General features: G+C 61.1%; 26 protein-coding genes. 15 read left to right on the forward strand and 11 right to left on the reverse strand.

What is annotated here, in order from left to right:
- Positions 1-113 precede the first annotated feature (113 nt).
- The 3 genes from AB4N41_RS04050 to AB4N41_RS04060 form a co-directional block, all read right to left on the reverse strand.
- Entirely contained in the window at positions 114-401 is a 288-nt protein-coding gene (locus AB4N41_RS04050) for a PA4642 family protein (RefSeq protein ID WP_041479985.1), read from the reverse strand.
- 63 nt (positions 402-464) lie between these two features.
- The gene (locus tag AB4N41_RS04055; protein WP_056790257.1) at positions 465-944 is read right to left on the reverse strand and encodes a hypothetical protein; all 480 of its coding nucleotides are present in this window, start codon (positions 942-944) and stop codon (positions 465-467) included.
- 180 nt (positions 945-1,124) lie between these two features.
- Complete coding sequence (locus AB4N41_RS04060) at positions 1,125-1,682, reverse strand: hypoxanthine-guanine phosphoribosyltransferase (RefSeq protein WP_016773231.1); 558 nt, start codon at positions 1,680-1,682, stop codon at positions 1,125-1,127.
- A gap of 164 nt (positions 1,683-1,846) precedes the next feature.
- Here AB4N41_RS04060 and upp point away from each other — a divergent pair, with 164 nt between their 5' ends.
- Complete coding sequence (gene upp / locus AB4N41_RS04065; protein WP_024014279.1) at positions 1,847-2,485, forward strand: uracil phosphoribosyltransferase; 639 nt, start codon at positions 1,847-1,849, stop codon at positions 2,483-2,485.
- A gap of 2 nt (positions 2,486-2,487) precedes the next feature.
- The gene (locus AB4N41_RS04070) at positions 2,488-3,762 is read left to right on the forward strand and encodes a uracil-xanthine permease family protein (RefSeq protein WP_071173568.1); all 1,275 of its coding nucleotides are present in this window, start codon (positions 2,488-2,490) and stop codon (positions 3,760-3,762) included.
- 105 nt (positions 3,763-3,867) lie between these two features.
- Here AB4N41_RS04070 and hemH read toward each other — a convergent pair whose 3' ends face one another.
- Together hemH and AB4N41_RS04080 are read right to left on the reverse strand one after the other, a co-directional pair.
- Entirely contained in the window at positions 3,868-4,893 is a 1,026-nt protein-coding gene (gene hemH, locus AB4N41_RS04075) for a ferrochelatase (protein WP_129997672.1), read from the reverse strand.
- 13 nt (positions 4,894-4,906) lie between these two features.
- Complete coding sequence (locus AB4N41_RS04080) at positions 4,907-5,809, reverse strand: TIGR01777 family oxidoreductase (protein WP_056790263.1); 903 nt, start codon at positions 5,807-5,809, stop codon at positions 4,907-4,909.
- A 197-nt stretch (positions 5,810-6,006) separates the two neighbouring features.
- Here AB4N41_RS04080 and AB4N41_RS04085 point away from each other — a divergent pair, with 197 nt between their 5' ends.
- From AB4N41_RS04085 to AB4N41_RS04140, 12 genes are all read left to right on the forward strand, one after another.
- A complete protein-coding gene (locus AB4N41_RS04085; protein WP_041479990.1) occupies positions 6,007-6,993 on the forward strand; it encodes an NAD(P)/FAD-dependent oxidoreductase in 987 nt (328 codons plus the stop codon).
- Positions 6,990-7,205: a TIGR02450 family Trp-rich protein gene (locus AB4N41_RS04090; protein WP_252876888.1), complete on the forward strand. Its 216-nt coding sequence runs from the start codon at positions 6,990-6,992 to the stop codon at positions 7,203-7,205. The genes AB4N41_RS04085 and AB4N41_RS04090 overlap by 4 nt, the downstream gene beginning before the upstream one ends.
- 214 nt (positions 7,206-7,419) lie before the next feature.
- The gene (locus AB4N41_RS04095; RefSeq protein WP_041479992.1) at positions 7,420-8,382 is read left to right on the forward strand and encodes a YbgA family protein; all 963 of its coding nucleotides are present in this window, start codon (positions 7,420-7,422) and stop codon (positions 8,380-8,382) included.
- The gene (locus tag AB4N41_RS04100) at positions 8,382-9,323 is read left to right on the forward strand and encodes a MerR family transcriptional regulator (protein ID WP_056790272.1); all 942 of its coding nucleotides are present in this window, start codon (positions 8,382-8,384) and stop codon (positions 9,321-9,323) included. Before AB4N41_RS04095 ends, AB4N41_RS04100 begins: the two co-directional genes overlap by 1 nt.
- Positions 9,324-9,339: 16 nt before the next feature.
- Positions 9,340-10,785: a deoxyribodipyrimidine photo-lyase gene (gene phrB / locus AB4N41_RS04105; protein WP_252876889.1), complete on the forward strand. Its 1,446-nt coding sequence runs from the start codon at positions 9,340-9,342 to the stop codon at positions 10,783-10,785.
- Positions 10,778-11,200, forward strand: coding sequence for a nuclear transport factor 2 family protein (locus AB4N41_RS04110; protein ID WP_041479995.1), 423 nt, complete (start codon positions 10,778-10,780; stop codon positions 11,198-11,200). Before phrB ends, AB4N41_RS04110 begins: the two co-directional genes overlap by 8 nt.
- Complete coding sequence (locus tag AB4N41_RS04115) at positions 11,197-11,979, forward strand: SDR family NAD(P)-dependent oxidoreductase (RefSeq protein WP_041479996.1); 783 nt, start codon at positions 11,197-11,199, stop codon at positions 11,977-11,979. Before AB4N41_RS04110 ends, AB4N41_RS04115 begins: the two co-directional genes overlap by 4 nt.
- Positions 11,976-13,223, forward strand: a complete 1,248-nt coding sequence (locus tag AB4N41_RS04120) for an NAD(P)/FAD-dependent oxidoreductase (protein WP_252876890.1) — start codon at positions 11,976-11,978, stop codon at positions 13,221-13,223. The genes AB4N41_RS04115 and AB4N41_RS04120 overlap by 4 nt, the downstream gene beginning before the upstream one ends.
- Positions 13,220-14,035: a DUF1365 domain-containing protein gene (locus tag AB4N41_RS04125; RefSeq protein ID WP_056790285.1), complete on the forward strand. Its 816-nt coding sequence runs from the start codon at positions 13,220-13,222 to the stop codon at positions 14,033-14,035. The genes AB4N41_RS04120 and AB4N41_RS04125 overlap by 4 nt, the downstream gene beginning before the upstream one ends.
- Positions 14,022-15,287, forward strand: coding sequence for an SAM-dependent methyltransferase (locus tag AB4N41_RS04130; protein ID WP_150638780.1), 1,266 nt, complete (start codon positions 14,022-14,024; stop codon positions 15,285-15,287). The genes AB4N41_RS04125 and AB4N41_RS04130 overlap by 14 nt, the downstream gene beginning before the upstream one ends.
- Positions 15,280-15,771: a DUF2878 domain-containing protein gene (locus tag AB4N41_RS04135; protein WP_150741822.1), complete on the forward strand. Its 492-nt coding sequence runs from the start codon at positions 15,280-15,282 to the stop codon at positions 15,769-15,771. The genes AB4N41_RS04130 and AB4N41_RS04135 overlap by 8 nt, the downstream gene beginning before the upstream one ends.
- Before the next feature lie 52 nt (positions 15,772-15,823).
- Positions 15,824-16,129 carry a YkgJ family cysteine cluster protein gene (locus AB4N41_RS04140; RefSeq protein ID WP_024014290.1) on the forward strand — a complete coding sequence of 102 codons (306 nt, stop codon included), beginning with the start codon at positions 15,824-15,826 and terminating at the stop codon, positions 16,127-16,129.
- Between the two features lie 133 nt (positions 16,130-16,262).
- On the opposite strand, the gene AB4N41_RS04145 is transcribed toward AB4N41_RS04140, so the two are convergent.
- From AB4N41_RS04145 to hemA, 6 genes are all read right to left on the reverse strand, one after another.
- Positions 16,263-16,781 carry an acyloxyacyl hydrolase gene (locus tag AB4N41_RS04145; protein ID WP_041480001.1) on the reverse strand — a complete coding sequence of 173 codons (519 nt, stop codon included), beginning with the start codon at positions 16,779-16,781 and terminating at the stop codon, positions 16,263-16,265.
- Between the two features lie 111 nt (positions 16,782-16,892).
- The gene (murI, locus tag AB4N41_RS04150) at positions 16,893-17,684 is read right to left on the reverse strand and encodes a glutamate racemase (RefSeq protein WP_150638776.1); all 792 of its coding nucleotides are present in this window, start codon (positions 17,682-17,684) and stop codon (positions 16,893-16,895) included.
- Complete coding sequence (locus tag AB4N41_RS04155; RefSeq protein ID WP_024014293.1) at positions 17,677-18,432, reverse strand: molybdopterin-synthase adenylyltransferase MoeB; 756 nt, start codon at positions 18,430-18,432, stop codon at positions 17,677-17,679. The genes murI and AB4N41_RS04155 overlap by 8 nt, the downstream gene beginning before the upstream one ends.
- Positions 18,426-19,256, reverse strand: coding sequence for a peptide chain release factor N(5)-glutamine methyltransferase (prmC, locus tag AB4N41_RS04160; protein ID WP_252876891.1), 831 nt, complete (start codon positions 19,254-19,256; stop codon positions 18,426-18,428). The genes AB4N41_RS04155 and prmC overlap by 7 nt, the downstream gene beginning before the upstream one ends.
- Positions 19,257-20,339, reverse strand: a complete 1,083-nt coding sequence (gene prfA, locus AB4N41_RS04165) for a peptide chain release factor 1 (protein WP_150638770.1) — start codon at positions 20,337-20,339, stop codon at positions 19,257-19,259.
- A complete protein-coding gene (hemA, locus tag AB4N41_RS04170; RefSeq protein WP_016773209.1) occupies positions 20,336-21,622 on the reverse strand; it encodes a glutamyl-tRNA reductase in 1,287 nt (428 codons plus the stop codon). Before hemA ends, prfA begins: the two co-directional genes overlap by 4 nt.
- Before the next feature lie 182 nt (positions 21,623-21,804).
- On the opposite strand from hemA, the gene AB4N41_RS04175 reads away from it, so the two are divergent.
- On the forward strand, positions 21,805-23,529 hold the full coding sequence (locus AB4N41_RS04175; RefSeq protein ID WP_252876892.1) for a tetratricopeptide repeat protein: 1,725 nt from the start codon (positions 21,805-21,807) through the stop codon (positions 23,527-23,529).
- Positions 23,530-23,532: the final 3 nt, after the last annotated feature.

Raw genomic sequence — 23,532 nt, forward strand, 5'->3', positions numbered from 1 at the left:
GATCGGGGCGTTTTTTATGGCCTTGAAAAGCAAAAGATCGCAGCCTTCGGCAGCTCCTACACGGGATTGATTTACACCCTGTAGGAGCTGCCGAAGGCTGCGATCTTTTGATCTCAAGAGCGGGACTTTTCGATCAGCTCGATGTAGTCCGGGGCGTTGCGCTGATCGGCGATCAGGTCAACAAAGGTCTTGCCCTGCTCATCCTTGCCATCAACGTCATAACCCGCCGCAACGAAGAAGCCCAGAAAGCGCTCGAAATCATCGATGCGCAAACCGCGATAGGCCTTGATCAGTTTGTGCAGCGACGGCGAAGTGGCGTCGACCGGCTCAAAATCGAGGAACAGCTTGATCTGCTCATCGCCGATCTCGTCACCAATCACTTGTTTCTTATCTTTACGCATTGCCGACTCCAGCTCGCAGACATGACACGGGGCGGGCAGTTTACCCTTGCCCGGCCGCCCGGCTCAACGCGGACGAATCGCCCCGGTATGAAGATCGGCCCAGATATGGCCATTGGCATAACTGAGGAACTGCACATACACCGTGTCGTTGCGCAGCAGATCCATCACCACGCGGTATTGAGCGAGCGGATAGAACAGCGTCAGGGTTTTGCTTTTGTCGTCGTAGGCCGGTTTTTTCAGGCTTTTGCTTTCGCCGTCGAAACTCACCAGCACCTGGTTGATGTTCGCGCCTTTGTTCAGAGACTTGCCCTTGAGGCGGATCAACAAGGATGAGGTGACCGGAATCGGCTGCTGATTGGACTGGCGCTGCGCACCGACCACCACCGAATACTCGCTGACTTGCAGCAGTTGCTGCTGCTCGGGTTCAGCGTCGCGCAGGGTCAGATCGTCCGGCGGCAGGAACTGGCTGTGCATCGGCGCGGCGGACAGCGGCAGGCTGAGAGACAGCAACAGGGCGGCGAGACTGCGGATCAAGAGGCGCATGACAGGCTCCGGAGGGCGGGGCCGAGCACTCTAGCATGGCTGTCGCGCAAGGATCAGCACACACAAAAACAACTGTGGGAGCGAGCCTGCTCGCGAAAGCGGTGTGTCAGTTTTCAATGATGCTGACTGACACGACGCCTTCGCGAGCAGGCTCGCTCCCACAGGGGGCAATGCAGGTTCTTACATGCCTTTAACGGCGTAAATCCCGTTGGCGTTGCGCCAGTAGCCCTTGTAGTCCATGCCATAACCGAAGATGTAGCGGTCGATGCATGGCAGGCCGACGAAATCGGCTTTCAGGTCAGGACGTGCCTTGCGGTCGTGGTCCTTGTCGATCAGCACGGCGGTGTGCACTTTGCGTGCGCCGGCGTGTTTGCAGAAGTCGATGATCGCGCCCAGGGTATGACCTTCATCGAGGATGTCGTCGATGATCAGCACGTCGCGGTCGATGAACGAGACTTCCGGCTTGGCTTTCCAGAACAGGTCGCCGCCGCTGGTTTCGTTGCGATAACGGGTCGCGTGCAGGTAGGACGCTTCCAGCGGGAATTGCAGATGCGTCAGCAGTTTGCCGGAGAAGATCAGGCCGCCGTTCATCACGCAGAACACCACCGGATTGCTGTCAGCCAGTTGTTCGTTGATTTGTGCACCGACGCGAGCGATGGCCGCCTCGACTTCAGACTCGGTGTACAGGCAGTCAGCCTCTCGCATGATTTGACGGATATGCTCGAGATCAGCGGACATGGCGCTCTCCAGGGGTTGGCGGAATTGGAAAAGCGGGCAAAGGTACGCATCCCGCGAGGTCGAATCAAGCTCTTATGGGCTAACGTACAGAATGTCCTATAGGACATCACCCTCGGATAGATTAATCTAGGCCGGTTTTTTTGCCCGCCGCCGGAGCCTTTCCCATGCCCATCCTCGAGATCCGCCATCCGCTGATCCGTCATAAACTCGGCCTGATGCGCCGCGCTGACATCAGCACCAAGAATTTCCGCGAGCTCGCTCAGGAAGTCGGCGCCCTGTTGACCTATGAAGCTACAAAAGATCTGCCGCTCGAATCCTACGACATTGCCGGTTGGTGCGGCACCGTGTCGGTGGAGAAAATCGCCGGCAAGAAGATCACCGTCGTGCCGATCCTGCGTGCCGGTATCGGCATGCTCGAAGGCGTGCTCAGCCTGATCCCGGGCGCCAAGGTCTCCGCTGTGGGCGTTGCCCGCAATGAAGAAACCCTGCAAGCGCACACCTATCTGGAAAAACTGGTACCGGAAATCGACGAGCGCCTGGCGATGATCATCGACCCGATGCTCGCCACCGGCAGCTCCATGGTTGCCACCATCGACCTGCTGAAAAAGGCCGGTTGCCGCGACATCCGCGCCATGGTCCTGGTGGCCGCGCCGGAAGGCATTGCTGCGGTCGAACAGGCGCACCCGGACGTGACCATCTACACCGCGTCCATCGATGAACGCTTGAACGAGCACGGCTACATCATTCCTGGGCTTGGCGACGCCGGTGACAAGATCTTCGGCACCAAGCAGAAGGACGCGTGACCATGCAGCAAGAGTTCAACGATCCGCTCTGGCGCACGGTGCTGTCCGGCGCGCAGATGCTGTTCGTGGCCTTCGGCGCCTTGGTGCTGATGCCGCTGATCACCGGCCTGGACCCGAACGTGGCACTGTTCACCGCGGGTCTGGGGACGATCCTGTTCCAGATCGTCACCGGGCGACAGGTGCCGGTGTTCCTGGCGTCGAGCTTCGCCTTCATCACGCCGATCATTCTCGCCAAGGGCCAGTTCGGCCTCGCCGCGACCATGGGCGGGGTGATGGCGGCCGGTTTCGTCTACACCTTCCTCGGCCTCGCCGTGAAGATCAAAGGCACCGGCTTCATTGACCGTCTGCTGCCACCGGTAGTGATCGGTCCGGTGATCATCTCCATCGGCCTGGCCATGGCGCCGATTGCCGCGAACATGGCGATGGGCAAGGCCGGCGACGGCAGCGAGCTGATCCACTATCAGACGGCGATGATGATTTCCATGCCGGCGCTGCTGACCACGCTGATCGTGGCGGTCTTCGGCAAGGGCATCTTCCGTCTGGTGCCGATCATTTCCGGCGTGCTGGTGGGCTTTGCCATGTCGTTCTATTTCGGCGTGGTCGACACAGCGAAAATTGCTGCAGCGCCATGGTTCGCCCTGCCGCACTTCACCGCGCCCGAGTTCAACTGGCAGGCGATTCTGTTCATCGTTCCGGTGGCGCTGGCCCCGGCGATCGAACACATCGGCGGCGTGATTGCCGTGGGTAGCGTGACCGGTCGCGATTACCTGAAGAAGCCGGGCCTGCATCGCACCCTGCTCGGTGACGGCATCGCCACCACGGCCGCCGGCCTGTTCGGTGGCCCGCCCAACACCACTTACGCCGAAGTGACCGGCGCGGTGATGCTGACCAAGAACTACAATCCGAAAATCATGACCTGGGCGGCGATCTTCGCCATCACCCTGGCGTTCATCGGCAAGTTCGGCGCGCTGCTGCAGAGCATTCCGGTGCCGGTGATGGGGGGGATTTTGTGCTTGCTGTTCGGTTCGATCGCGGCAGTGGGCATGAACACCCTGATCCGCCACAAGATCGACCTGGGCGAAGCGCGCAACCTGGTGATTGTTTCGGTGACGCTGGTGTTCGGTATCGGCGGCGTGCTGGTCGGCACCGGCACCGGTCCTGATGACTTCGGCCTCAAAGGCATCGCGCTGTGCGCGGTGGTGGCGATTGCGCTGAACCTGATCCTGCCGGGCAATGATGGCTGGAAGCAGAAGAAGGCGGATGAGCCGCTGATCTAAGGCTTTCGGATCTTCATCGCCTGACAGATAGCATTCGCGAGCAGGCTCGCTCCCACAGGTCTGGAATGCATTTCAACCTGTGGGAGCGAGCCTGCTCGCGAAGCTTTAAAGGGCCAGCGGCGCTCTTTCGCAGAGGGTCGCCAGCGCCTTGGCCCATTGCGGGTCGTCGTTCAGGCACGGCACCAGCACCAACTCCTCGCCCCCCGCTTCGCGGAACTGTTCCTTGCCGCGATCGCCGATCTCTTCCAGCGTCTCGATGCAATCGGCGACGAACGCCGGGCACATCACCAGAATCTTTTTCACCCCGCTTTTGGCCAGTTCATCCAGCCGCACTTCGGTGTACGGCTCGATCCATTTCGCCCGGCCCAGGCGCGACTGAAACGACACCGACCATTTGCCGTCCGCCAGGCCCATACTTTTGGCGAAGGCGGCGGCGGTACGGAAACACTGCGCGCGATAACAGGTCGCCAATACCTCCGGCGAGGCGGTCTGGCAGCAATCGGCGCCCTTGAGGCAGTGATTGCCCGTCGGGTCGAGTTTGCTCAGATGCCGCTCAGGCAAGCCGTGAAAGCTCAGCAGCAGATGATCGTAGTCCTGCTGCAGATGTGGTCGAGCGCTGGCGGCCAGTGCCTCGATGTATTCCGGCTGATCGTAGAACGGTTGCAGGATCGACAACTGCACGTCGAGTTTCTTCTCGCGCAGCACGCGGCGGGCTTCTTCGATCACCGTGGTCGTGGTGCTGTCGGCGAACTGTGGGTACAGCGGCGCCAAAGTGATCTTCTTATGTCCCGCTTTGACCAGACGCAGCAGACAGGTTTCGATCGACGGCTCGCCATAACGCATCGCCAGATCTACCGGGCCGTGTTTCCACGTGCGGGTCATCTGCTCTTGCAAACGGCGGCTGAGCACCACCAGCGGCGAGCCCTCTTCCCACCAGATCGAGGCATAGGCATGGGCCGATTGCTCGGGACGCTTGATCAGGATCAGCGACACCAGCAGCCGCCGCAGCGGCCATGGCAGGTCGATCACGTAGGGGTCCATCAGAAATTGATTGAGATAGCTGCGCACATCGGCCACCGAGGTGGAGGCCGGAGAGCCCAGGTTGACCAGAAGCAAAGCGTGATCGGTCATGCAACGTCCTATTTCAGAGGCGGCTGGAGAGATCATCCAGAGCCGCGCGTAAATCCGTAAAGCGGAAGCTGAACCCCGCTTCCACCAGGCGTGCCGGCGTCGCACGCTGGCCGCCGAGCAATAACAGTGACAGCTCGCCGAGCATGACTTTCAGCGCCAGGGTCGGCATCGGCATGAACGCCGGGCGGTGCAACACACTGCCCAGGGTCTTGGCAAATTCGCGGTTGCGCACAGGTTTCGGCGCGCAGGCATTATAAGGACCGCTCGCCTGATTCCGGTGCAGAAGAAAATCAATCAGGGCGATTTGATCGTCGATGTGAATCCACGGCATCCACTGCCGACCATTGCCCAAAGGCCCGCCCAGCCCGAGCTTGAACGGCAGCAACAGCCGCGACAAAAAGCCGCCCTCAGCCGACAGCACCAGACCGGTTCGCACCAGTACCACGCGGATGCCGAGGTTTTCGGCGCGCAGGGCGGTTTCTTCCCAGGCGATGCACAACTGACTGGCGAAGTCGTCGATGCCCGGCGGTGATTCTTCAGTCAACTCGCGTTCGCCACCGTCGCCGTACCAGCCGATCGCCGAGCCGGAAATCAGCAGCGACGGTTTCTGCGCGCGAGTTTCCAGCCACGCCAGCAGCGTTTCCGTCAGGGTGATGCGGCTGCTCCACAGCAACGCCTTGCGACGATGGGTCCAGGGGCGGTCGGCAATCGGCGCGCCGGCGAGATTGACGATCGCATCCAGCGGCTCTTCGCCGAGGTCCTCCAGACGCGAAATTCCGCGCACCTGCGCGCCGCAGATCTGCGCGACTTTTTCCGCGCGGCGACTCCACACCGTCAGCCGATGGCCCTGCTCCAGCCAGTGCCGGCAGAGCTGACGTCCGATCAAACCAGTACCGCCGGTCAGCAATATGTGCATGACATCTTCCTCGCGTGGCGTTTAACCCGGATCACTAGTCTATTTTTATAGGCAGGGATCTTTTCGATCGGGCAGGCTCTATGGTTTAACAATAGGCCAAGCTGTCAGAACGAGAACGCTAGAAGTTATACCAAAAAACAGAATTGTACAGGTTTCATCGACGGCGTAGTCTGTACAGAAAGGTAAACGAGGCCCCTATGACTGTACCTATCGCAATCATCGGCACCGGCATCGCCGGGCTCTCCGCCGCTCAGGCTCTGACAGAGACCGGGCATACCGTTCAACTGTTCGATAAAAGCCGCGGCAGCGGGGGGCGCATGTCGAGCAAGCGCAGCGACGCCGGCTCGCTGGACTTGGGCGCTCAATACTTCACCGCGCGCGACCGGCGCTTCGTCACCGAAGTGCAGCGCTGGCAGAGCCGGGGCTGGGCCGCTGAGTGGACGCCGCAGCTGTACACCTTCCAGGGCGGCCAACTGAACATGTCGCCGGACGAGCAGACCCGCTGGGTCGGCACGCCGCGCATGAGCGCCATCACCCGTGGCCTGCTCGATGGCCTGGACGTGCAGTTTGCCTGCCGCATCACCGAGGTCTATCGCGGCGAAGAACACTGGCATCTGCAGGACGCCGACGGCTGCACCCACGGCCCCTTCAGCCATGTGGTGATCGCCACACCGGCACCGCAAGCCACCGCGCTGCTGGCCGCCGCACCGAAACTTGCCGGCGTCGCTGCCGGGGTGAAAATGGAGCCGACCTGGGCCGTCGCCCTCGCATTTGAAACCCCGCTCGATACGCCGATCGAAGGCTGCTTCGTGCAGGACAGCCCGCTCGACTGGCTGGCGCGCAACCGCAGCAAACCCGGGCGCGACAGCACTCTCGACACGTGGGTGCTGCATGCAACCAGCGCCTGGAGCCGGCAACACATCGACCTCTCCAAGGAAGCAGTAATCGAACATCTGCACGGTGCGTTCGCCGAATTGCTGCACAGCGCCATGCCTGCGCCGACCTTCAGCCTCGCCCACCGCTGGCTCTACGCCCGCCCCGCTACCGGCCACGAGTGGACCACGCTGGCCGACGCCGACCTGGGCTTGTACGCCTGCGGCGACTGGTGCCTGTCGGGCCGCGTTGAAGGCGCTTGGCTGAGCGGTCAGGAGGCTGCACGTCGCTTGCACGAACACCTGCAATGAATCGCATCAATCCGCGCAAATTGCTGCTGTCGAAGTGGACAGCAGCCCACCCGCAAAATCGCGAAAAACATTTTCTGGTCACCGAACTGATCCGCGACGAGGAAGGTACGGTGCTGGACGTTGAGTTGCAGGCGGTGCTGACCCAGCGTAGCGAGCGACTGGATTGGCAGGTGCTGAAAGACAGCGAGCACTGGTTACTGGGCTGGAAATAGATTTCCCTTGTGGGAGCGAGCCTGCTCGCGAAAGCGCTGTATCAAATGCAATTTCATTCACTGACCCACCGCTTTCGCGAGCAGGCTCGCTCCCACATATTCAGCGCTGTAGAAAAATCTTATACAAATCATTTGACTTGTACATCCATCGATCTATGCTGAGGAAAAGTTGTACAGAGATAACTCTCTGTACAGGTATAGATTCGAGGTGCTCATGTCTACTGCTTCCCTGTCCAAGCCGAAGATCGCCATCAGCGCCTGCCTGTTGGGCGAAGAAGTGCGCTACAACGGTGGGCACAAGGAATCGCGGCTGTGCAGCCGTACCCTTACCGAATATTTCGATTTCGTCCCGCTTTGCCCGGAAGTTGCTATCGGCATGGGTATTCCCCGTGAGCCGATTCGGCTGGTCGGCGACCCTGAGCAACCCGAGGCGGTCGGCACCGTTGACCGGACCATCAACGTGACCAGGCCGCTGGCCGAGTACGGCGAGAAAATGGCCGCCGAGTTGCAGGACCTGTCCGGCTACATCTTCATGCAGCAGTCGCCCTCCTGCGGGCTGGAACGGGTCAAGGTCTATCACGACAACGGCGCGCCAGTGAATGGTGGCGGACGCGGAATCTATGCGCAGGCATTCTGTGCACAGCATCCGGATCTGCCGGTGGAAGAAGCCGGACGCCTCAACGATCCGGTGCTGCGGGAAAACTTCATCACCCGCGTCCTGGCCTACAGCGCCTGGCAACAAGTGCTCGCCGAGGGCCTGAGCCGCCGCGCCCTTACCGAGTTCCATTCGCGCTACAAGTACCTGCTGATGGCGCACAACCCGCTGCAATACAAAAACCTCGGCAAGATGCTCGGCAACATGGCCGACAGCGATCCCGCCGAACTCGGCCCGCGCTATTTCAGCGAGCTGATGGCCGCGCTGAAGAAATGCGCCACTCGCGGCACCCATTGCAACGTGCTGCTGCACCTCAGCGGTTATTTGAAACAATCGCTGAGCGCCGAAGACAAACAGGAAATGCAGCAGATCATCGGCCAGTACCGCCAGGGCATCGTGCCGCTCGTGGTGCCGTTGACGCTGCTCAAACACCATTTTCGACTCCATCCGGACCCGTACATCGCGCAGCAGGTTTACCTGCAGCCGCATCCGGAAAACCTCAGTCTGCGAAACGCGATCTAATGAACGATAAAACCGATAGCAGCGCCCAGGAAGACCTCGGCGCCGACTTCAAGAAAGCCCTCGACGAGGGCTGGTTGCCGATTCGCGAAGTCGCGCGGCAGACCGGCGTCAACGCCATCACCCTGCGCGCGTGGGAACGTCGCTATGGGTTGGTGGTGCCCCAGCGCACGCCCAAGGGCCATCGACTGTATAGCGCTGAACATGTGCAGCGGATCATGGCCATCCTCACCTGGCTCAACCGTGGCGTTGCGGTGAGCCAGGTCAAGCCACTGCTCGATGCGCCGCAGGCCTTCACGGAAACCGTGGAAAACGATTGGCAGCGTCTGCATCAGACGTTGCTGTCGGCGGTCACCTCGCTCAATGAGCGCGCGCTGGATGACAGCGTCAATCAGGCCATCGCCTTGTATCCGCCACGGACGTTGTGCGAGCAATTGCTGATGCCGCTGCTGGCCGAGCTCGAACAGCGCTGGCAGGGCCAGTTCGGTGCGCAGATGGAACGGACGTTTTTCTTTTCCTGGTTGCGCAGCAAATTCGGCGCACGCATCTACCATAACAACCGTCAGCTGCATTCGGCGCCGCTGTTGTTGATCAATCATTCCGACCTGCCGCTGGAGCCACATCTGTGGCTGTGCGCATGGCTGATCAGCAGTGCCGATTGCCCGGTGCAAGTGTTCGACTGGCCACTGCCGGCCGGTGAACTGGCGCTGACCGTCGAGCATCTGCAAGCCCGTGGCGTGCTGCTGTATTCGAGCAAAGCCATGCAACTGGCGCAGTTGCCCAAGCTGTTGGCAAACGTCAATTGCCCGACCTTGATTGCTGGCCCCACGGTGCACATCCACCACACCGAGTTGTCCGCACGCACCGCCCAGACTGCCGATCTGTTCCTGGCTGAAGATCCGCTTGCCGCACACCAGGCGCTGCTCGAGCGCGGATTGATTTGATGATGGGTTTAATCACATGCAACTGATCTGGCTGCGCAGCGACTTGCGCCTACATGACAACACAGCCCTCGCGGCCGCCGCAGCGCGCGGCCCGACCGTGGCGGTGTATCTGTTGAGTCCGCAGCAGTGGCTGGAGCACGACGATGCGCCGTGCAAAGTGGATTTCTGGCTGCGCAACCTGCGCGAACTGAGTCAGAGCCTCGGCGCGCTGAACATCCCGTTGTTGATTCGCAGCGCACCGCACTGGGATCAGGCACCGGCGGAGCTGCTCAAACTCTGCCGGCATTTGAAGATCGAGGCGGTGCACGTCAACGAGGAATACGGCGTTCACGAAAGCCGCCGTGATGAAGCCGTGGCCGAAACGTTGCGAGCCGAAGGCATCGAATTCCACAGTTACCTGGATCAGTTGCTGTTCAAACCCGGCACAGTGCTGACCAAGACCGGCACCTACTTCCAGGTGTTCAGTCAGTTTCGCAAAGTCTGCTACGAACGCCTGCATCGCTCGATGCCGGCACTGGTCAAGGCACCCGGCAAGCAGGCCGCGCTGGATATCGCCAGCGATGCAATTCCGGAGGCGGTAAAAGGTTTCGCCACACCGAGCGAATCCCTGCGCGCCCTGTGGCCGGCCGGCGAGCAAGAGGCGCGACGCCGCCTCGATACCTTCACCGACGCGCAGATCGACTACTACCGCAGTGAACGCGACTTCCCGGCCAAACCTGGCACCAGCCAATTGTCGGCGTATCTTGCCGCCGGCGTGATCTCGCCACGCCAGTGCCTGCACGCTGCACTGCAAAGCAATCAGGGCGAGTTCGAAAGCGGCAAGGTCGGCGCAGTGACCTGGATCAACGAGCTGCTGTGGCGCGAGTTCTATAAACATATTCTGGTCGGCTACCCACGTGTCTCCCGGCATCGCGCCTTTCGCCCGGAAACCGAAGCGCTGGCCTGGCGCGATGCGCCGGAAGAACTCAAGGCCTGGCAAGAGGCACGCACTGGGCTGCCGATCATCGACGCGGCGATGCGTCAACTGCTGGAAACCGGCTGGATGCACAATCGCCTGCGCATGGTCGTGGCGATGTTCCTGACCAAAAACCTGCTGATCGACTGGCGCGAGGGCGAACGCTTTTTCATGCGCCACCTGATCGACGGCGACCTGGCGGCCAACAACGGTGGCTGGCAGTGGAGCTCGTCGACCGGCACCGACTCGGCGCCGTACTTCCGTATCTTCAACCCGTTGAGCCAGTCGGAAAAATTCGACGCCGAAGGCGTGTTCATCAAGCACTGGTTGCCGGAACTGGCCGGGCTCAACAAGAAGGAAGTGCACAATCCGGCGGCAGCCGGAGGACTGTTCGGCGTGGCCGGTTATCCGGCGCCGATCGTCAACCTCAGCACTTCACGCGAGCGTGCGCTGACGGCGTTCAAGAACCTGCCGTCGCGCCAGCCTGTGGGCGGCAGCGATGAGTGAATTCCTGCGCAGCTTCGCCCGCGAGTTTTGCGGGTTGAACAAAGACAACCTGTATCGCCTCGGCGAGCTGTACAGCGACGACATTCATTTCACCGATCCGCTGCACGAAGTTCAGGGCCTGGCACAACTGCAGGATTACTTCAGCGAGCTGTACGCCAACGTCAGCGATCTGCGTTTCGATTTTCATGGTTTCGACCAGATCCGCGAAGGTGAGGGTTACCTGCGCTGGGTCATGAGTTATCGCCATCCGCGCCTGGCCAACGGTCGGGAAATCAGAGTCGGTGGCTGTTCGCACCTGCTCTGGCGCGACAAGGTCTATCGCCATCGGGATTATTTCGATGCCGGGGCGCTGCTGTATGAACACTTGCCAATATTGGGCCGGGTGATTGCCTGGCTGAAAAGGAGAATGGGATGAGTCGTACACCTCCACGGCGGTATTGGTTGACCGGGGCCAGCAGTGGCATCGGTGCAGCCTTGTGTGAGGACATTCTGAAAAGCGGCGCGCACCTGGCGGTCAGCTCGCGCTCGGCCGCGCCGCTCAAGGTCTTGTCCCAGCGTTATCCGGGCCAGGTGCTGGTGGTGCCCGGCGATCTGACCAACAGTCAGACCGTGCGCGAAATCGGTGAGCAGATCACCGAGGCCTGGGGTTCGCTGGACAGCGTGATTCTCAACGCCGGCACCTGTGAATATGTCGACGCGCGCCAGTTCGATTCGTCGATCATCGAGCACGTGGTGCGCACCAATCTGCTCGCCAGCAGCTATTGCATCGAAGCCGCCCTGCCGCTGTTGCGCAAAGGCACCGCGCCGCATCTGGTCGGCATGGCCAGCTCGGTGACTTACCTGCCGCTGCCACGGGCCGAAGCCTATGGCGCATCGAAGGCCGGGCTGCGTTACCTGTTCGAATCGCTGCGCATCGATCTGGCGGATGAAGGTATTGAAGTCACCATCATCAGCCCGGGTTTTGTCGAAACGCCGCTGACCGAGAGGAACGATTTCCCGATGCCGCTGAGCTGGCCCGCAGATAAAGCGGCGCGGCACATCTTCGCCAAACTCAAGGACCGTCCGCTGGAAATTGCCTTCCCGGGGCTGTTCATGGCCGCGCTGTGGCCGCTGTCCAAGCTGCCCGCCCGCGCGCAACTGGCGATCGGCAAACGCATGGTGCGCAAGAACCCTCCGCAGCGGGACCCGATATGAAAATCGCCGTAATTGGCAGCGGTATCGCCGGGCTCACCTGCGCCTACCTGCTGAACCGCCGCCACGACATCACCGTGTTCGAAGCGAGTGACTGGGTCGGCGGCCACACCCACACCGTACCGGTCAGCGTGGCTGGGCAATCGTTCGCCATCGACACCGGTTTCATCGTCTTCAACGACTGGACCTACCCGAACTTCATTCGCTTGCTCAACCAGCTCGGCGTGGCGTTCAAGCCGACCGAAATGAGCTTTTCGGTAACCGATCCGGACACTGGCGTGGAGTACAACGGCAACAACCTCAACAGCCTGTTCGCCCAGCGCAGCAATCTGTTGTCGCCCGGGTTCTGGGGGATGCTGCGCGACATTCTGCGCTTCAACAAAGAAGCCCAGCGCGACCTGGTGGAACTGCGCATCGCCGCCGATACCACGCTCGATGATTACCTCAAAACCGGCGGCTACGGCGAGCGCTTCATCCTGCACTACATCGTGCCGATGGGCGCGGCGATCTGGTCGATGCCGATGGCGGAAATGCTCAATTTCCCGCTGCAATTCTTCCTGCGTTTCTTCAAGAATCATGGCCTGTTGTCGGTCAGTGATCGGCCGCAGTGGCAGGTCATTGAAGGCGGTTCCAGTGCCTATGTGGCGCCGCTGACCGCTTCGTTCAGCGACAGGATCCGCCTGAACTGCCCAGTCAAGCGCGTCGAGCGCAACCAGCACGGCGTAGTTATCCACAGCCCGGCCGGCCTCGAACATTTCGACAAAGTGGTGTTCGCCTGTCACAGCGATCAGGCGCTGAACCTGCTGGCCAACCCGAGCGACGCCGAGCGCTCGATTCTCGGCGCCCTGCTCTACGCCGACAACGATGTCGTGCTGCACACCGACACGCGCCTGCTGCCGACGCGCAAACTGGTCTGGGCCAGCTGGAATTATCGCCTCGGGGGCGCCGGCCATACGCGCGCGGCGGTCACCTACAACATGAACATCCTGCAGGGCATCGAAAGCGACACTACGTTCTGCGTCAGCCTCAACCAGACCGCCGGCATCAGCCCGGACAAGGTACTGGCCCGCTACACCTACGCCCACCCGCAATACACGCTCGCCGCAGCGGCCGCGCAAAACCGTTGGGGCGAACTCGATGGCGAGCAGCACACGCATTATTGCGGCGCCTACTGGGCCAACGGCTTTCATGAAGATGGCGTGGTCAGCGGTTTGCGCGTGGCCGCCGCGTTCGGTGAAACCCTGTGAACAGCGCACTGTATAGCGGCGTGATTGGCCACCGACGTTTTGCGCCGCGCCGCCACGAATTCCGCTACCGCATTGGCCTGCTCTATCTCGACCTGAGCGAACAGGACGCCGTGCTGGCCTTGTCGCCGCTGGCGGGGCGCAGTCGTTTCGCGCCCTTCTCGTTTCGCGAAACCGATTACCTCAAAGCCTTCACCGGCAAGGGCATGCGCCTGATCGACGCCGTGCGTCAGCAGGTCGGTGCAGCCATCGGTCATGAACCACAAGGCGCGGTATGCCTGCTGACCCAGCCGCGCAGTTGGGGGCTGTCGTTCAATCCGGTGAGCTTCTTCTACTGCCATGAAGCCGACGGACAACTGGCGGCGATCGTTTGTGAAGTCACCAATACGCCATGGCGCGAGCGTTTTCATTACGTGTTGCCGGCGCAGACGCCGACCAGTCTGGTGGATTTCCACCAACATTTTGCTGTAGCCAAGGCGTTTCACGTTTCACCGTTTCTGCCCCGCGACCTCGAATACCGCATGAGCTTCAGCCCGGCCGCGCAAAGCCTGGGTGTGCACATGGCCGATTGGCAGGGCAGCGAGAAACTGTTCGACGCCACACTGAATCTGCGCCGCGAACCGCTCGATCGTCGCAGCCTGCATCGCTACCTGCGGCGCTTCCCGTGGATGACCGCAAAAACCGCTTTGGCGATTTATTGGCAAGCACTGCGACTGCTGCTCAAGCGCGCGCCGATCTTCCCTCACCAGGCTGCCGACGGCAGCTTTAAAACCGCCACTGTGCCTCCGAAGGAGCCGCACCATGAAATCCTCTAGCCTGCCGCTCGGTCGCTTCAGCACCAACGGTTTGACCGGCTCGCTGCTGCGCCGTGGCGTGTTGCGCCAATTGGCCCAGCTCAAACACGGACAATTGATGGTCGTCGAGGATGGCGAACAAATGCTTTTCGGCACCCCGGGCAGTGCTCTGCTCGGCGAAGTCCATGTACTCGACCCGGCCCTGTGGGGCATGGTCGCCAGTAGCGGCTCGATCGGCGCCGGCGAAGCATTCATCCACGGCTATTGGAGTTCGCCGGACCTGACTGCTGTGGTGCGCGTGTTCGTCAGCAATCTCGATGTACTCGATGCCATGGAAGGTGGCCTGGCGCGTCTGGGCCGGCCCTTCGTGCAAGGCCTGCACTGGCTCAATCGCAACACGCGCAAGGGTTCGCAGAAAAACATCGCCGCGCACTACGACCTCGGCAATGAACTGTTCGAACAGTTTCTCGACCCGACCATGATGTATTCCGCCGCCCAGTTCCTTTCGCCGAGCGACACCCTGGAACAGGCGCAATTGAACAAACTTGAACGCATCTGCCAGAAACTCGCGCTCAAACCCAGCGACCACCTGCTGGAAATCGGCACCGGTTGGGGCAGCATGGCCCTGTACGCAGCGCAGCATTACGGTTGCCGCGTGACCACCACGACGCTGTCGAAAGAGCAATTTGCGTTCACCGCCAAGCGCATCGAACAACTCGGCTTGCAGGATCGCGTCACCCTGCTGCTCAAGGACTACCGCGACCTCAGCGGCGAGTACGACAAACTGGTGTCGATCGAGATGATCGAAGCGGTCGGCCATCGGTTCCTGCCCACCTACTTCAAGCAATGCGCGCAGTTGCTCAAGAGCAACGGCCTGATGCTGCTCCAGGCGATCACCATTCGCGAACAACGCTACGAACAGGCCAAGCGCAGCGTCGACTTCATCCAGCGCTACATCTTCCCCGGCGGCGCCCTGCCCTCGGTGCACAAGATGCTCGATGTGGTCGGCCGCGAAACCGACATGAACCTGCTGCACATGGAAGATTTCGGCCTGCATTACGCCAAGACACTGCGCCTGTGGCACGAGAACTTTCGCCTCGCCCATGGTCGTCTGAACGAATTGGGCTATGACGATTATTTCCTGCGTTTGTGGGAGTTTTACCTGTGCTATTGCGAGGGCGGGTTCCTCGAACGCACCATCGGCACCGCGCAATTGCTGCTGGCCAAACCGGCGGCGATGACCGCGCCGCTGCTCGGACGCTTCGATGCGTGAGCGAATCGCCAATGCCGTGCTGTTTCAGCTCGGCTGGCTGGCCTGCGTACTTGGCGGCAACAGTTTGTGGCTGCTGCTGGCACTGGCGGCTCTGGTGATTCATTTGCGCTGGATCAGCAGTTGGGCGGCAGAAGGTCGTTTGATTCTGTGCGTGGTGATTGTCGGCACGGCGGTGGACAGCGTCTTGCGTTACCTCGACGTGTTCCGCTTTGCAGACGCCTCGCCGCTGATTCCGCTGTGGCTGATGCTGCTATGGGCACTGCTCGCCACCACGTTGCGCCACTGCCTGGCCTGGAGCGCGCGGCCATGGTGGCTGGCCAGCGGACTTGGCGCGGTGGGCGGGGCGTTGTCGTACTACGGTGGCGGACGCCTGGCCGGCGTACATTTCCCTTACGGCGAAGTGTCGACGCTGATCGTTATCGGGCTGCTCTGGGCAGGGCTGTTCCCGCTGTTGCACTTGATGGCACGGCGTCTGGCCCCGTGAGCGTCCGTCAGCGCTTTCACACCCACCGCGATCACTGCCTTACACTGCCACGATGAAAACCATCCCTCACACACAAATCGCCGAACCGGCGGTCACCTGCTCGACCTGTGCGGCGTGCTGCTGCCAGCTCGAAGTGATGCTGATCACCGACACCGGCGTGCCTGATCGCTTTATCGATACCGATGAATGGGGCGGCGAAGTGATGCTGCGTCTGGACGACGGCTGGTGCGCGGCACTGGATCGCGACAGCATGATGTGCACGATCTATGAACGACGCCCGCTGATTTGCCGCGAGTTTGAAATGGGCGCGCCGGAGTGCATCGAAGAGCGCCGGGGAATTGCTACAGCCTACCGCTGATTTCTTTGACGGCGCAGAAACAACTGTGGGAGCGAGCCTGCTCGCGAAGGCGGTGTGTCAGCCACCATTTGAATTGGCTGACACTCTGCTTTCGCGAGCAGGCTCGCTCCCACGTTGGTTCCGCGTAGGCGGATTACAGCGGCATTGTGTAATGCAGCGCGTAGCTTTCTACACCATCGTTGTCGCTGGACAGGCCGGCGTTGGAGTAGTGCGTGGCGCGGATGCCGACTTCGTGGCCGCCGTTGAAACGCAGGCCGACACCGATGCGGTCTTCAAACTGGAAGGAGCCGCCCAGGTTGTTGCTTTCGTATTCGGTGTTGGAGAAGAACGCCACGCCGATACCCGCTTCCACGTATGGCTTGACCGACTGACCGGCAAACTCGTAAACGAATACAGGCGAGAACGACAGGCTGTTGTTGCTGGAAGTCTTGTCACCTTCCCAGTACGTGTAGGCACCGCTCCAGTAGCCGGTCAGGCGACCCACGTCGCTCTGCAGCCAGCTCTTGTCCCAGTCGAAATTCATGCCTAAGCGATACGTCATTGTCGAATCGCTGGTACCGCCGACGGCGAATTCAACGCCAGCGGCTTGTGCAGTAATGCTTTGCCCCATCAGTGCGGCCGCAATCGCGGCCAAGCAGAATAGTCGCTTCACTTTGAAACTTCCTTTTCCGGAACGATCGTTTGGTTTTTAGTTGCTGCTGTCGCTATAGAAATCCGCGCTTGGTCAGAAGTTCAGCGTTTTTTTAGTTATTTCACATTTTTTTTACAAGTCGAAGTTTTGCACATTCGACGCAGTTTGGCCCAGCAACGGTAGGATTTTTCTGAGAGATTGCGGATCGCCGCTGGTCCAGAACTTCACCGGCTGGCTCGGACGTTGCGCCAGCAGATCACGCTCGGCGAGCAAGCGTTGCAACTGCCGGGCCACGGCAGCTCCGGTATCGATCAGGCTGACATCGTCGGCGATCATCGACCTGAGTAGCGGCTTGAGGAAGGGATAATGGGTGCAGCCAAGAATGATCGTGTCGCAGTTTTGCGCCAGCAATGGAGCGACGTAACCTTGCAATAAAGTGCGTAATTCGGCGCTGTGCAGATCACCCGTTTCGATCAGTTCGACCAGTCCCGGACAGGGCTGGGTGATGACTTTAATGTCGGCCGCGAAGCGATCGAGCAACGCGGCAAACTTCGCGCTCTGCAACGTGCCGGTCGTGGCCAGGACGCCAACCACGCCGCTTCGTGTGGCCGCTGCGGCCGGTTTGACCGCCGGTTCCATGCCGACAATCGGCCAGTCGGGGAAATCGCGACGCAGATCGGCAACCCCCGCTACGGTCGCGGTATTGCACGCTAGCACCAAAGCTTTGGCCCCCTGCTCGCGAAAGAACCCGGCCATCACGCTGCAACGCTCGCGGATGAATTCCGGGGTTTTCTCGCCGTAAGGAATGTTCCCGCAATCGGCGACATAAAGCAGCGATTCGTTGGGCAGCAAGCGCTGGATTTCGCCGAGGACCGACAAGCCGCCGACCCCGGAATCGAACACGCCGATCGGCGCTTCACGCATGGCGGGCGCCACAGACGCTGCAGCCCGGATCACGCTTGACCCGCAGCTCACGGAAGCGCGAACCCAGAGCGTCGATCAGCAACAACCGCCCCACCAACGGTTCGCCAAAGCCGACCAGCACCTTCAACGCTTCCAGCGCCTGCAAGCTGCCGACCAGACCGACCAATGGTCCGACCACGCCAGCCTCGCTGCACGTCAGTTCGGCTTCGCTGCCGTGCCCGTAAAGGCAGTGGTAGCAAGGGCTCTCGGCACGCCGTGGATCGAACACCGACAGCTGCCCTTCCAGACGAATTGCCGCACCGCTGACCAAGGGCTTGCGCGCGGCAACACAGGCGGCGTTGACCGCCTCACGGGTAGAGAAGTTGTCCGAGCAATCGAGCACCAGATCCACCGCCGCCACCACTGCGGCGAGGGAATCGGCGTCCAGCGCCTGACGATGGGCGACCAGTTGAATCTCGGGATTGATCGCGCCCAGGCGCTTGAGCGCCGAGTCGACCTTGGACATGCCGACACTGTCGGTGTCGTGAATGATCTGCCGTTGCAGATTGGTCAGATCGACCGTGTCGAAATCCGCCAGATGCAACTCGCCGACGCCCGCTGCCGCCAGATACAACGCCACCGGCGCGCCGAGGCCGCCAAGGCCGACGATCAGCACGCGGCTGGCCTTGAGCTTCAGCTGCCCGTCGATGTCGATGTGTTGCAGCAGAATCTGCCGGCTGTAGCGCAGCAATTCCTGATCATTCAGCACGGCAGGCGCCCCAGACTGATGCGTTGATGGCCGCCCAGATCGGTGCGGCTGTGGACTTCTTCAAAGCCACGAGTGAGCAGCAGATCACGCACGGCTTCGGCCTGATCATAGCCGTGTTCGAGCATCAGCCAGCCGCCGGTTTCAAGATGATCCGGCGCCTGCGCAACAATCAGGCGCAGATCATCGAGGCCATCTTCACCGGCGACCAGCGCACTGGCCGGTTCGAAACGCACATCACCCTCGACCAGATGCGGATCGGCGGCGGCAATGTACGGCGGGTTGCTGATGATCAGTTGGAAGCGCTGGCCCTCGAGGGCGCTGAACCAATGGCTGTTCAGCACCGTAGCGTTGTTCAGGTGCAGACGCTGGCGATTGCGTTCGGCCAGGGCCACGGCTTCAAGCACACGATCCACGGCGGTGACTTTCCACGCCGGGCGTTCGCTGGCCAAAGCCAAAGCAATCGCGCCACTGCCGGTGCCCAAGTCGAGGACCTTGGCCGGGGTTGCCGGCAGCAGCTCAAGGGCTGCCTCTACCAAAAGTTCTGTATCGGGACGCGGGATCAGCGTGTGCGGCGCGACTTCCAGATCCAGCTTCCAAAAGCCCTGCTGGCCGAGAATGTAGGCCACCGGCTCACCGCTACGCCGCCGTTGCAAATACTCGGCAAAGGTCAGCGCAGCCTCGCTTGGCACGATGCGCTCGGGCCAGGTGTGCAGGAAGCTGCGCGACTTGCCCAGTGCGGCGGCGAGAAGCAATTCAGCGTCCAGACGCGCAGTCGGCGAGTCCGGCAACTCGGCAGCGCGCAACAGGCTGGCGATGATGGTCATTTATTCACCTATCGCTGCGAGTTGGTCAGCCTGATATTCGGCCAGCAACGGCTCGATCACGGCTTCAACGCCACCTGCGAGAATTTCATCCAGCGAATACAGGGTCAGGTTGACGCGATGGTCGGTGACCCGGCCCTGAGCGTAGTTGTAGGTGCGGATACGCTCGGATCGATCGCCGGAGCCGACCAGCAACTTGCGCTCACTGGCAATCGCGTTGGCCGCCGCAGCGTTTTGCTGATCGTTGAGCTTGGCCGACAGCCACGCCATCGCCCGCGCGCGGTTCTTGTGCTGGGAGCGCTCTTCCTGGCATTCGACGACAGTGCCGGTCGGGATGTGGGTAATGCGGATCGCCGAATCGGTGGTGTTGACGTGCTGACCACCGGCCCCGGAGGAACGGTAAGTGTCGACGCGCAGATCCGCCGGGTTGATCTCGATGGCTTCGCGCTCATCCGGCTCAGGCAACACCGCCACGGTGCACGCCGACGTGTGGATCCGGCCCTGGGATTCGGTAGCCGGTACGCGCTGAACGCGGTGCGCGCCGGACTCGAATTTCAGCTTGCCGTAAACGTTGTCGCCTTCAATGCGCGCGATGACTTCTTTATAGCCGCCGTGTTCGCCTTCGTTTTCCGAGAGGATCTCTACCCGCCAGCCACGCCGCTCGGCATAACGCGAGTACATGCGGAACAGGTCGCCGGAGAAGATCGCCGCCTCGTCGCCACCGGTGCCGGCGCGGATTTCGAGGAAGACGTTGCGGCCGTCATTCGGATCTTTAGGCAGCAGCATGCGCTGCAGATCGGATTCCAGCTTGACCAGCAACTCCTTGGCTTCGCGAACTTCTTCCACGGCCATTTCGCGCATGTCCGGGTCGTTATCCTTGAGCAGCGCCTGCGCGCCTTCAAGATCGCTTTGTACGCCGAGCAGCTTTTTATAGGCGGCCACTACCGGTTCGAGTTCGGCGTATTCCTTGGAATAGGCGCGGAATTTGGCCTGATCGGCAATGACTTCACCGTCGCCGAGCAGCGCGGTCAGTTCCTCGAAACGGTCCTGGAGAATGTCCAGCTTGTTGAGCAGTGACGCTTTCATTGCGGTTTTTTATCCGAAAAACTATCCGGTGAGCCCTCAAGGGCAAAGAGTTCCTGGGCCATGGCCAGCGCATCGAGGCGGCCTTCGGCAGACAGCTTTTTCAACTGCACGCTGGGCGCATGCAAGAGTTTGTTGGTCAGGCCACGGGCCAGTTGCCCGAGCACGTCTTCGGCGTTGCCGCCGTTGGCCAGCAGACGCAGGGCCTTCTGCAATTCCTCGTCACGCAAGCGTTCGCTCTGTTGACGATAGGCCTTGAGCACATCGACTGCCGCCAGTTCGCGCAGGCGCACCATGAAATCGTCGGCGCCGACCGAGACCATCTCCTCCGCCGCTTGCGCAGCGCCCTGACGGCTCTTGAGGTTCTCGGCGACCACTTCGTGGAGATCGTCGACGCTGTACAGGTAAACGTCGTCGAGCTCGCCGACTTCCGGCTCGATATCGCGCGGTACCGCAATGTCGACCATGAAGATCGGCTTGTGCTTGCGCAGCTTCAGCGCACTTTCCACCGCGCCCTTGCCGAGGATCGGCAGCTGACTGGCGGTCGAACTGATGACGATGTCGCTGCGCACCAGTTCCGCCGGAATGTCCGAGAGCAGCACCGCATGAGCGCCGAACTGCTCGGCCAACTGACTGGCGCGCTCCAGCGTGCGGTTGGCGACGACGATGCGCTTGACCCCCAGCTCATGCAAATGGCGCGCGACCAGCGTAATCGTCTCGCCGGCACCGATCAGCAGCGCCTGGCTGCGTTGCAGATCGCTGAAAATCTGTTTGGCCAGACTCACCGCAGCAAACGCCACCGACACCGGGTTCTCGCCGATCGCGGTATCGGTACGCACTTGCTTGGCGGCATTGAACGTCGCCTGAAAGAGCCGCCCCAGCAGCGGACCGATGGTGCCGGCCTCGCGGGCCACGGCGTAGGCCGATTTCATCTGGCCGAGAATCTGCGGTTCGCCCAGCACCAGCGAGTCGAGCCCGGAAGCGACGCGCATCATGTGACGAACAGCCGCATCGTCTTCATGCACATAAGCACTGGCGCGCAGCTCGTCGAGACTCAGATGGTGATAATCGGCCAGCCAGCGCAGCACGACATCGGCCGACAGCTGATCCTGTTCTATATAAAGCTCACTGCGATTGCAGGTGGAGAGGATCGCGGCTTCGCGGCTGTCGGTCAGTCGGCAGAGCTGCTGCAAGGCCTCCACCAGCTGCTCAGGGGTAAAGGCCACGCGCTCGCGGACGTCTACTGAAGCAGTCTTGTGGTTAATACCGAGTGCAAGGAAGGCCATTCAAGGTCGCTGGTGGTGACGTGAAGCCGGCAATTGTCCTACTTCGAAAGATTCAGAACAACTACCGCTGACTATTGTCCCAATCGTCAGCCCCTATAATGGCCACAATTGAGTCTCGGTTATGTTTGGCCGAAGGCTTGTGTCATGATGATCCGACCGCAGGTTAGTCGTCCTCTTCCTATATGAATAGATCTTCCGCGTTGCTCCTCGCTTTTGTCTTCCTCAGCGGCTGCCAGGCCATGGCGCCCGTTGCGCCGGACGGCACCCCGCCGGTCGAAGACACCACGCCCGCACCTGAAAAGCCCAAGGTTTACGGCTCGTTCAGCGAGGAAACCGTGTTCAGTCTGCTGAGCGCCGAACTCGCCGGCCAGCGCAATCGTTTCGACATTGCCTTGGACAATTACGTGACCCAGGCCATCAACACCCAGGATCCGGGCGTTTCCGAGCGTGCGTTCCGCATCGCCGAATATCTGGGCGCCGATCAACCGGCCCTCGACACCGCGCTGATCTGGGCGCGCAACGCTCCGGATGATCTCGAAGCGCAACGCGCCGCTGCCGTGCAACTGGCCCGCGCCGGGCGTTACGACGACTCCATGGTCTACATGGAGAAAGTCCTGCAGGGCAAGGGCGACACCCATTTCGATTTCCTCGCGCTGTCGGCCGCCGACACCGATCAGGAAACCCGCAACGGCCTGATGAAAAGCTTCGACCGTTTGCTCCAGCGCCACCCGAACAATAATCAGCTGATTTTCGGCAAGGCTCTGCTGTTGCAGCAGGACGGCGACAATCAAGGCGCGCTGACTCTGCTCGAAGACAACCCACCGGAAGACGGCGAGATCGCACCGATCCTGCTGCGCGCGCGCCTGCTTCAATTGCTCAACCGTGGCGACGAAGCGCTGCCGCTGTTGCAGAAAAGCATCAGGAAATACCCGGAAGACAAACGCCTGCGCCTGACTTACGCGCGCATGCTGGTCGAACAGGACCGCATGGACGACGCCAAGGCCGAATTCTCCACGCTCGTTCAGCAATACCCGGAAGACGATGAACTGCGTTACTCGCTGGCACTGGTGTGCCTGGAAGCCAAGGCGTGGGATGAAGCCAAGGGCTATCTGGAAGACCTGATCGCTCGCGAAAGCCACGTCGATTCAGCGCATCTGAATCTCGGCCGGATTGCCGAAGAACGCAATGACCCGCAAGGCGCGCTCATCGAATACGCCCAGGTCGGCCCGGGCAATGACTATCTGCCGGCACAGCTGCGTCAGGCCGATATCCTGATGAGCAACGGCAAAACCGTCGAAGCGCAGAGCAAGCTGGCGGCCGAGCGTGACGAGCAACCGGATTACGCGATCCAGCTGTATCTGATCGAGTCGGAAACCCTGTCGGCCAATAAACAGGACGACAAGGCCTGGAAAGTTCTGCAACAAGCGCTGCAGAAATACCCGGACGATCTCAATCTGCTCTACACCCGCGCCATGCTCGCGGAAAAACGCAATGATCTGGCGCAAATGGAGAAAGACCTGCGCCTGATCATCAAGCGCGACCCGGACAACGCCATGGCGCTGAATGCGCTGGGCTACACCTTGTCCGATCGCACCACCCGCTACGCTGAAGCAAAAACGCTGATCGAGCAGGCGCACCAGATCAATCCGGAAGACCCGGCGGTACTCGACAGCCTCGGCTGGGTGAACTATCGCCTGGGCAATCTGGACGACGCGGAGAAATACCTGCGCCAGGCGCTCGAGCGTTTCCCTGACCACGAAGTCGCCGCGCACCTGGGCGAAGTCCTCTGGGCCAAGGGCAATCAGCGCGAAGCCAAACAAGTGTGGGGCAAGTTCCTCAAGGATCAGCCCGACAGCACCATTCTGCGCAGCACCATCAAGCGCCTGACCGGATCCGAGAATCTTTAAACC

This window comes from Pseudomonas sp. S2_A10, from assembly GCF_054668465.1.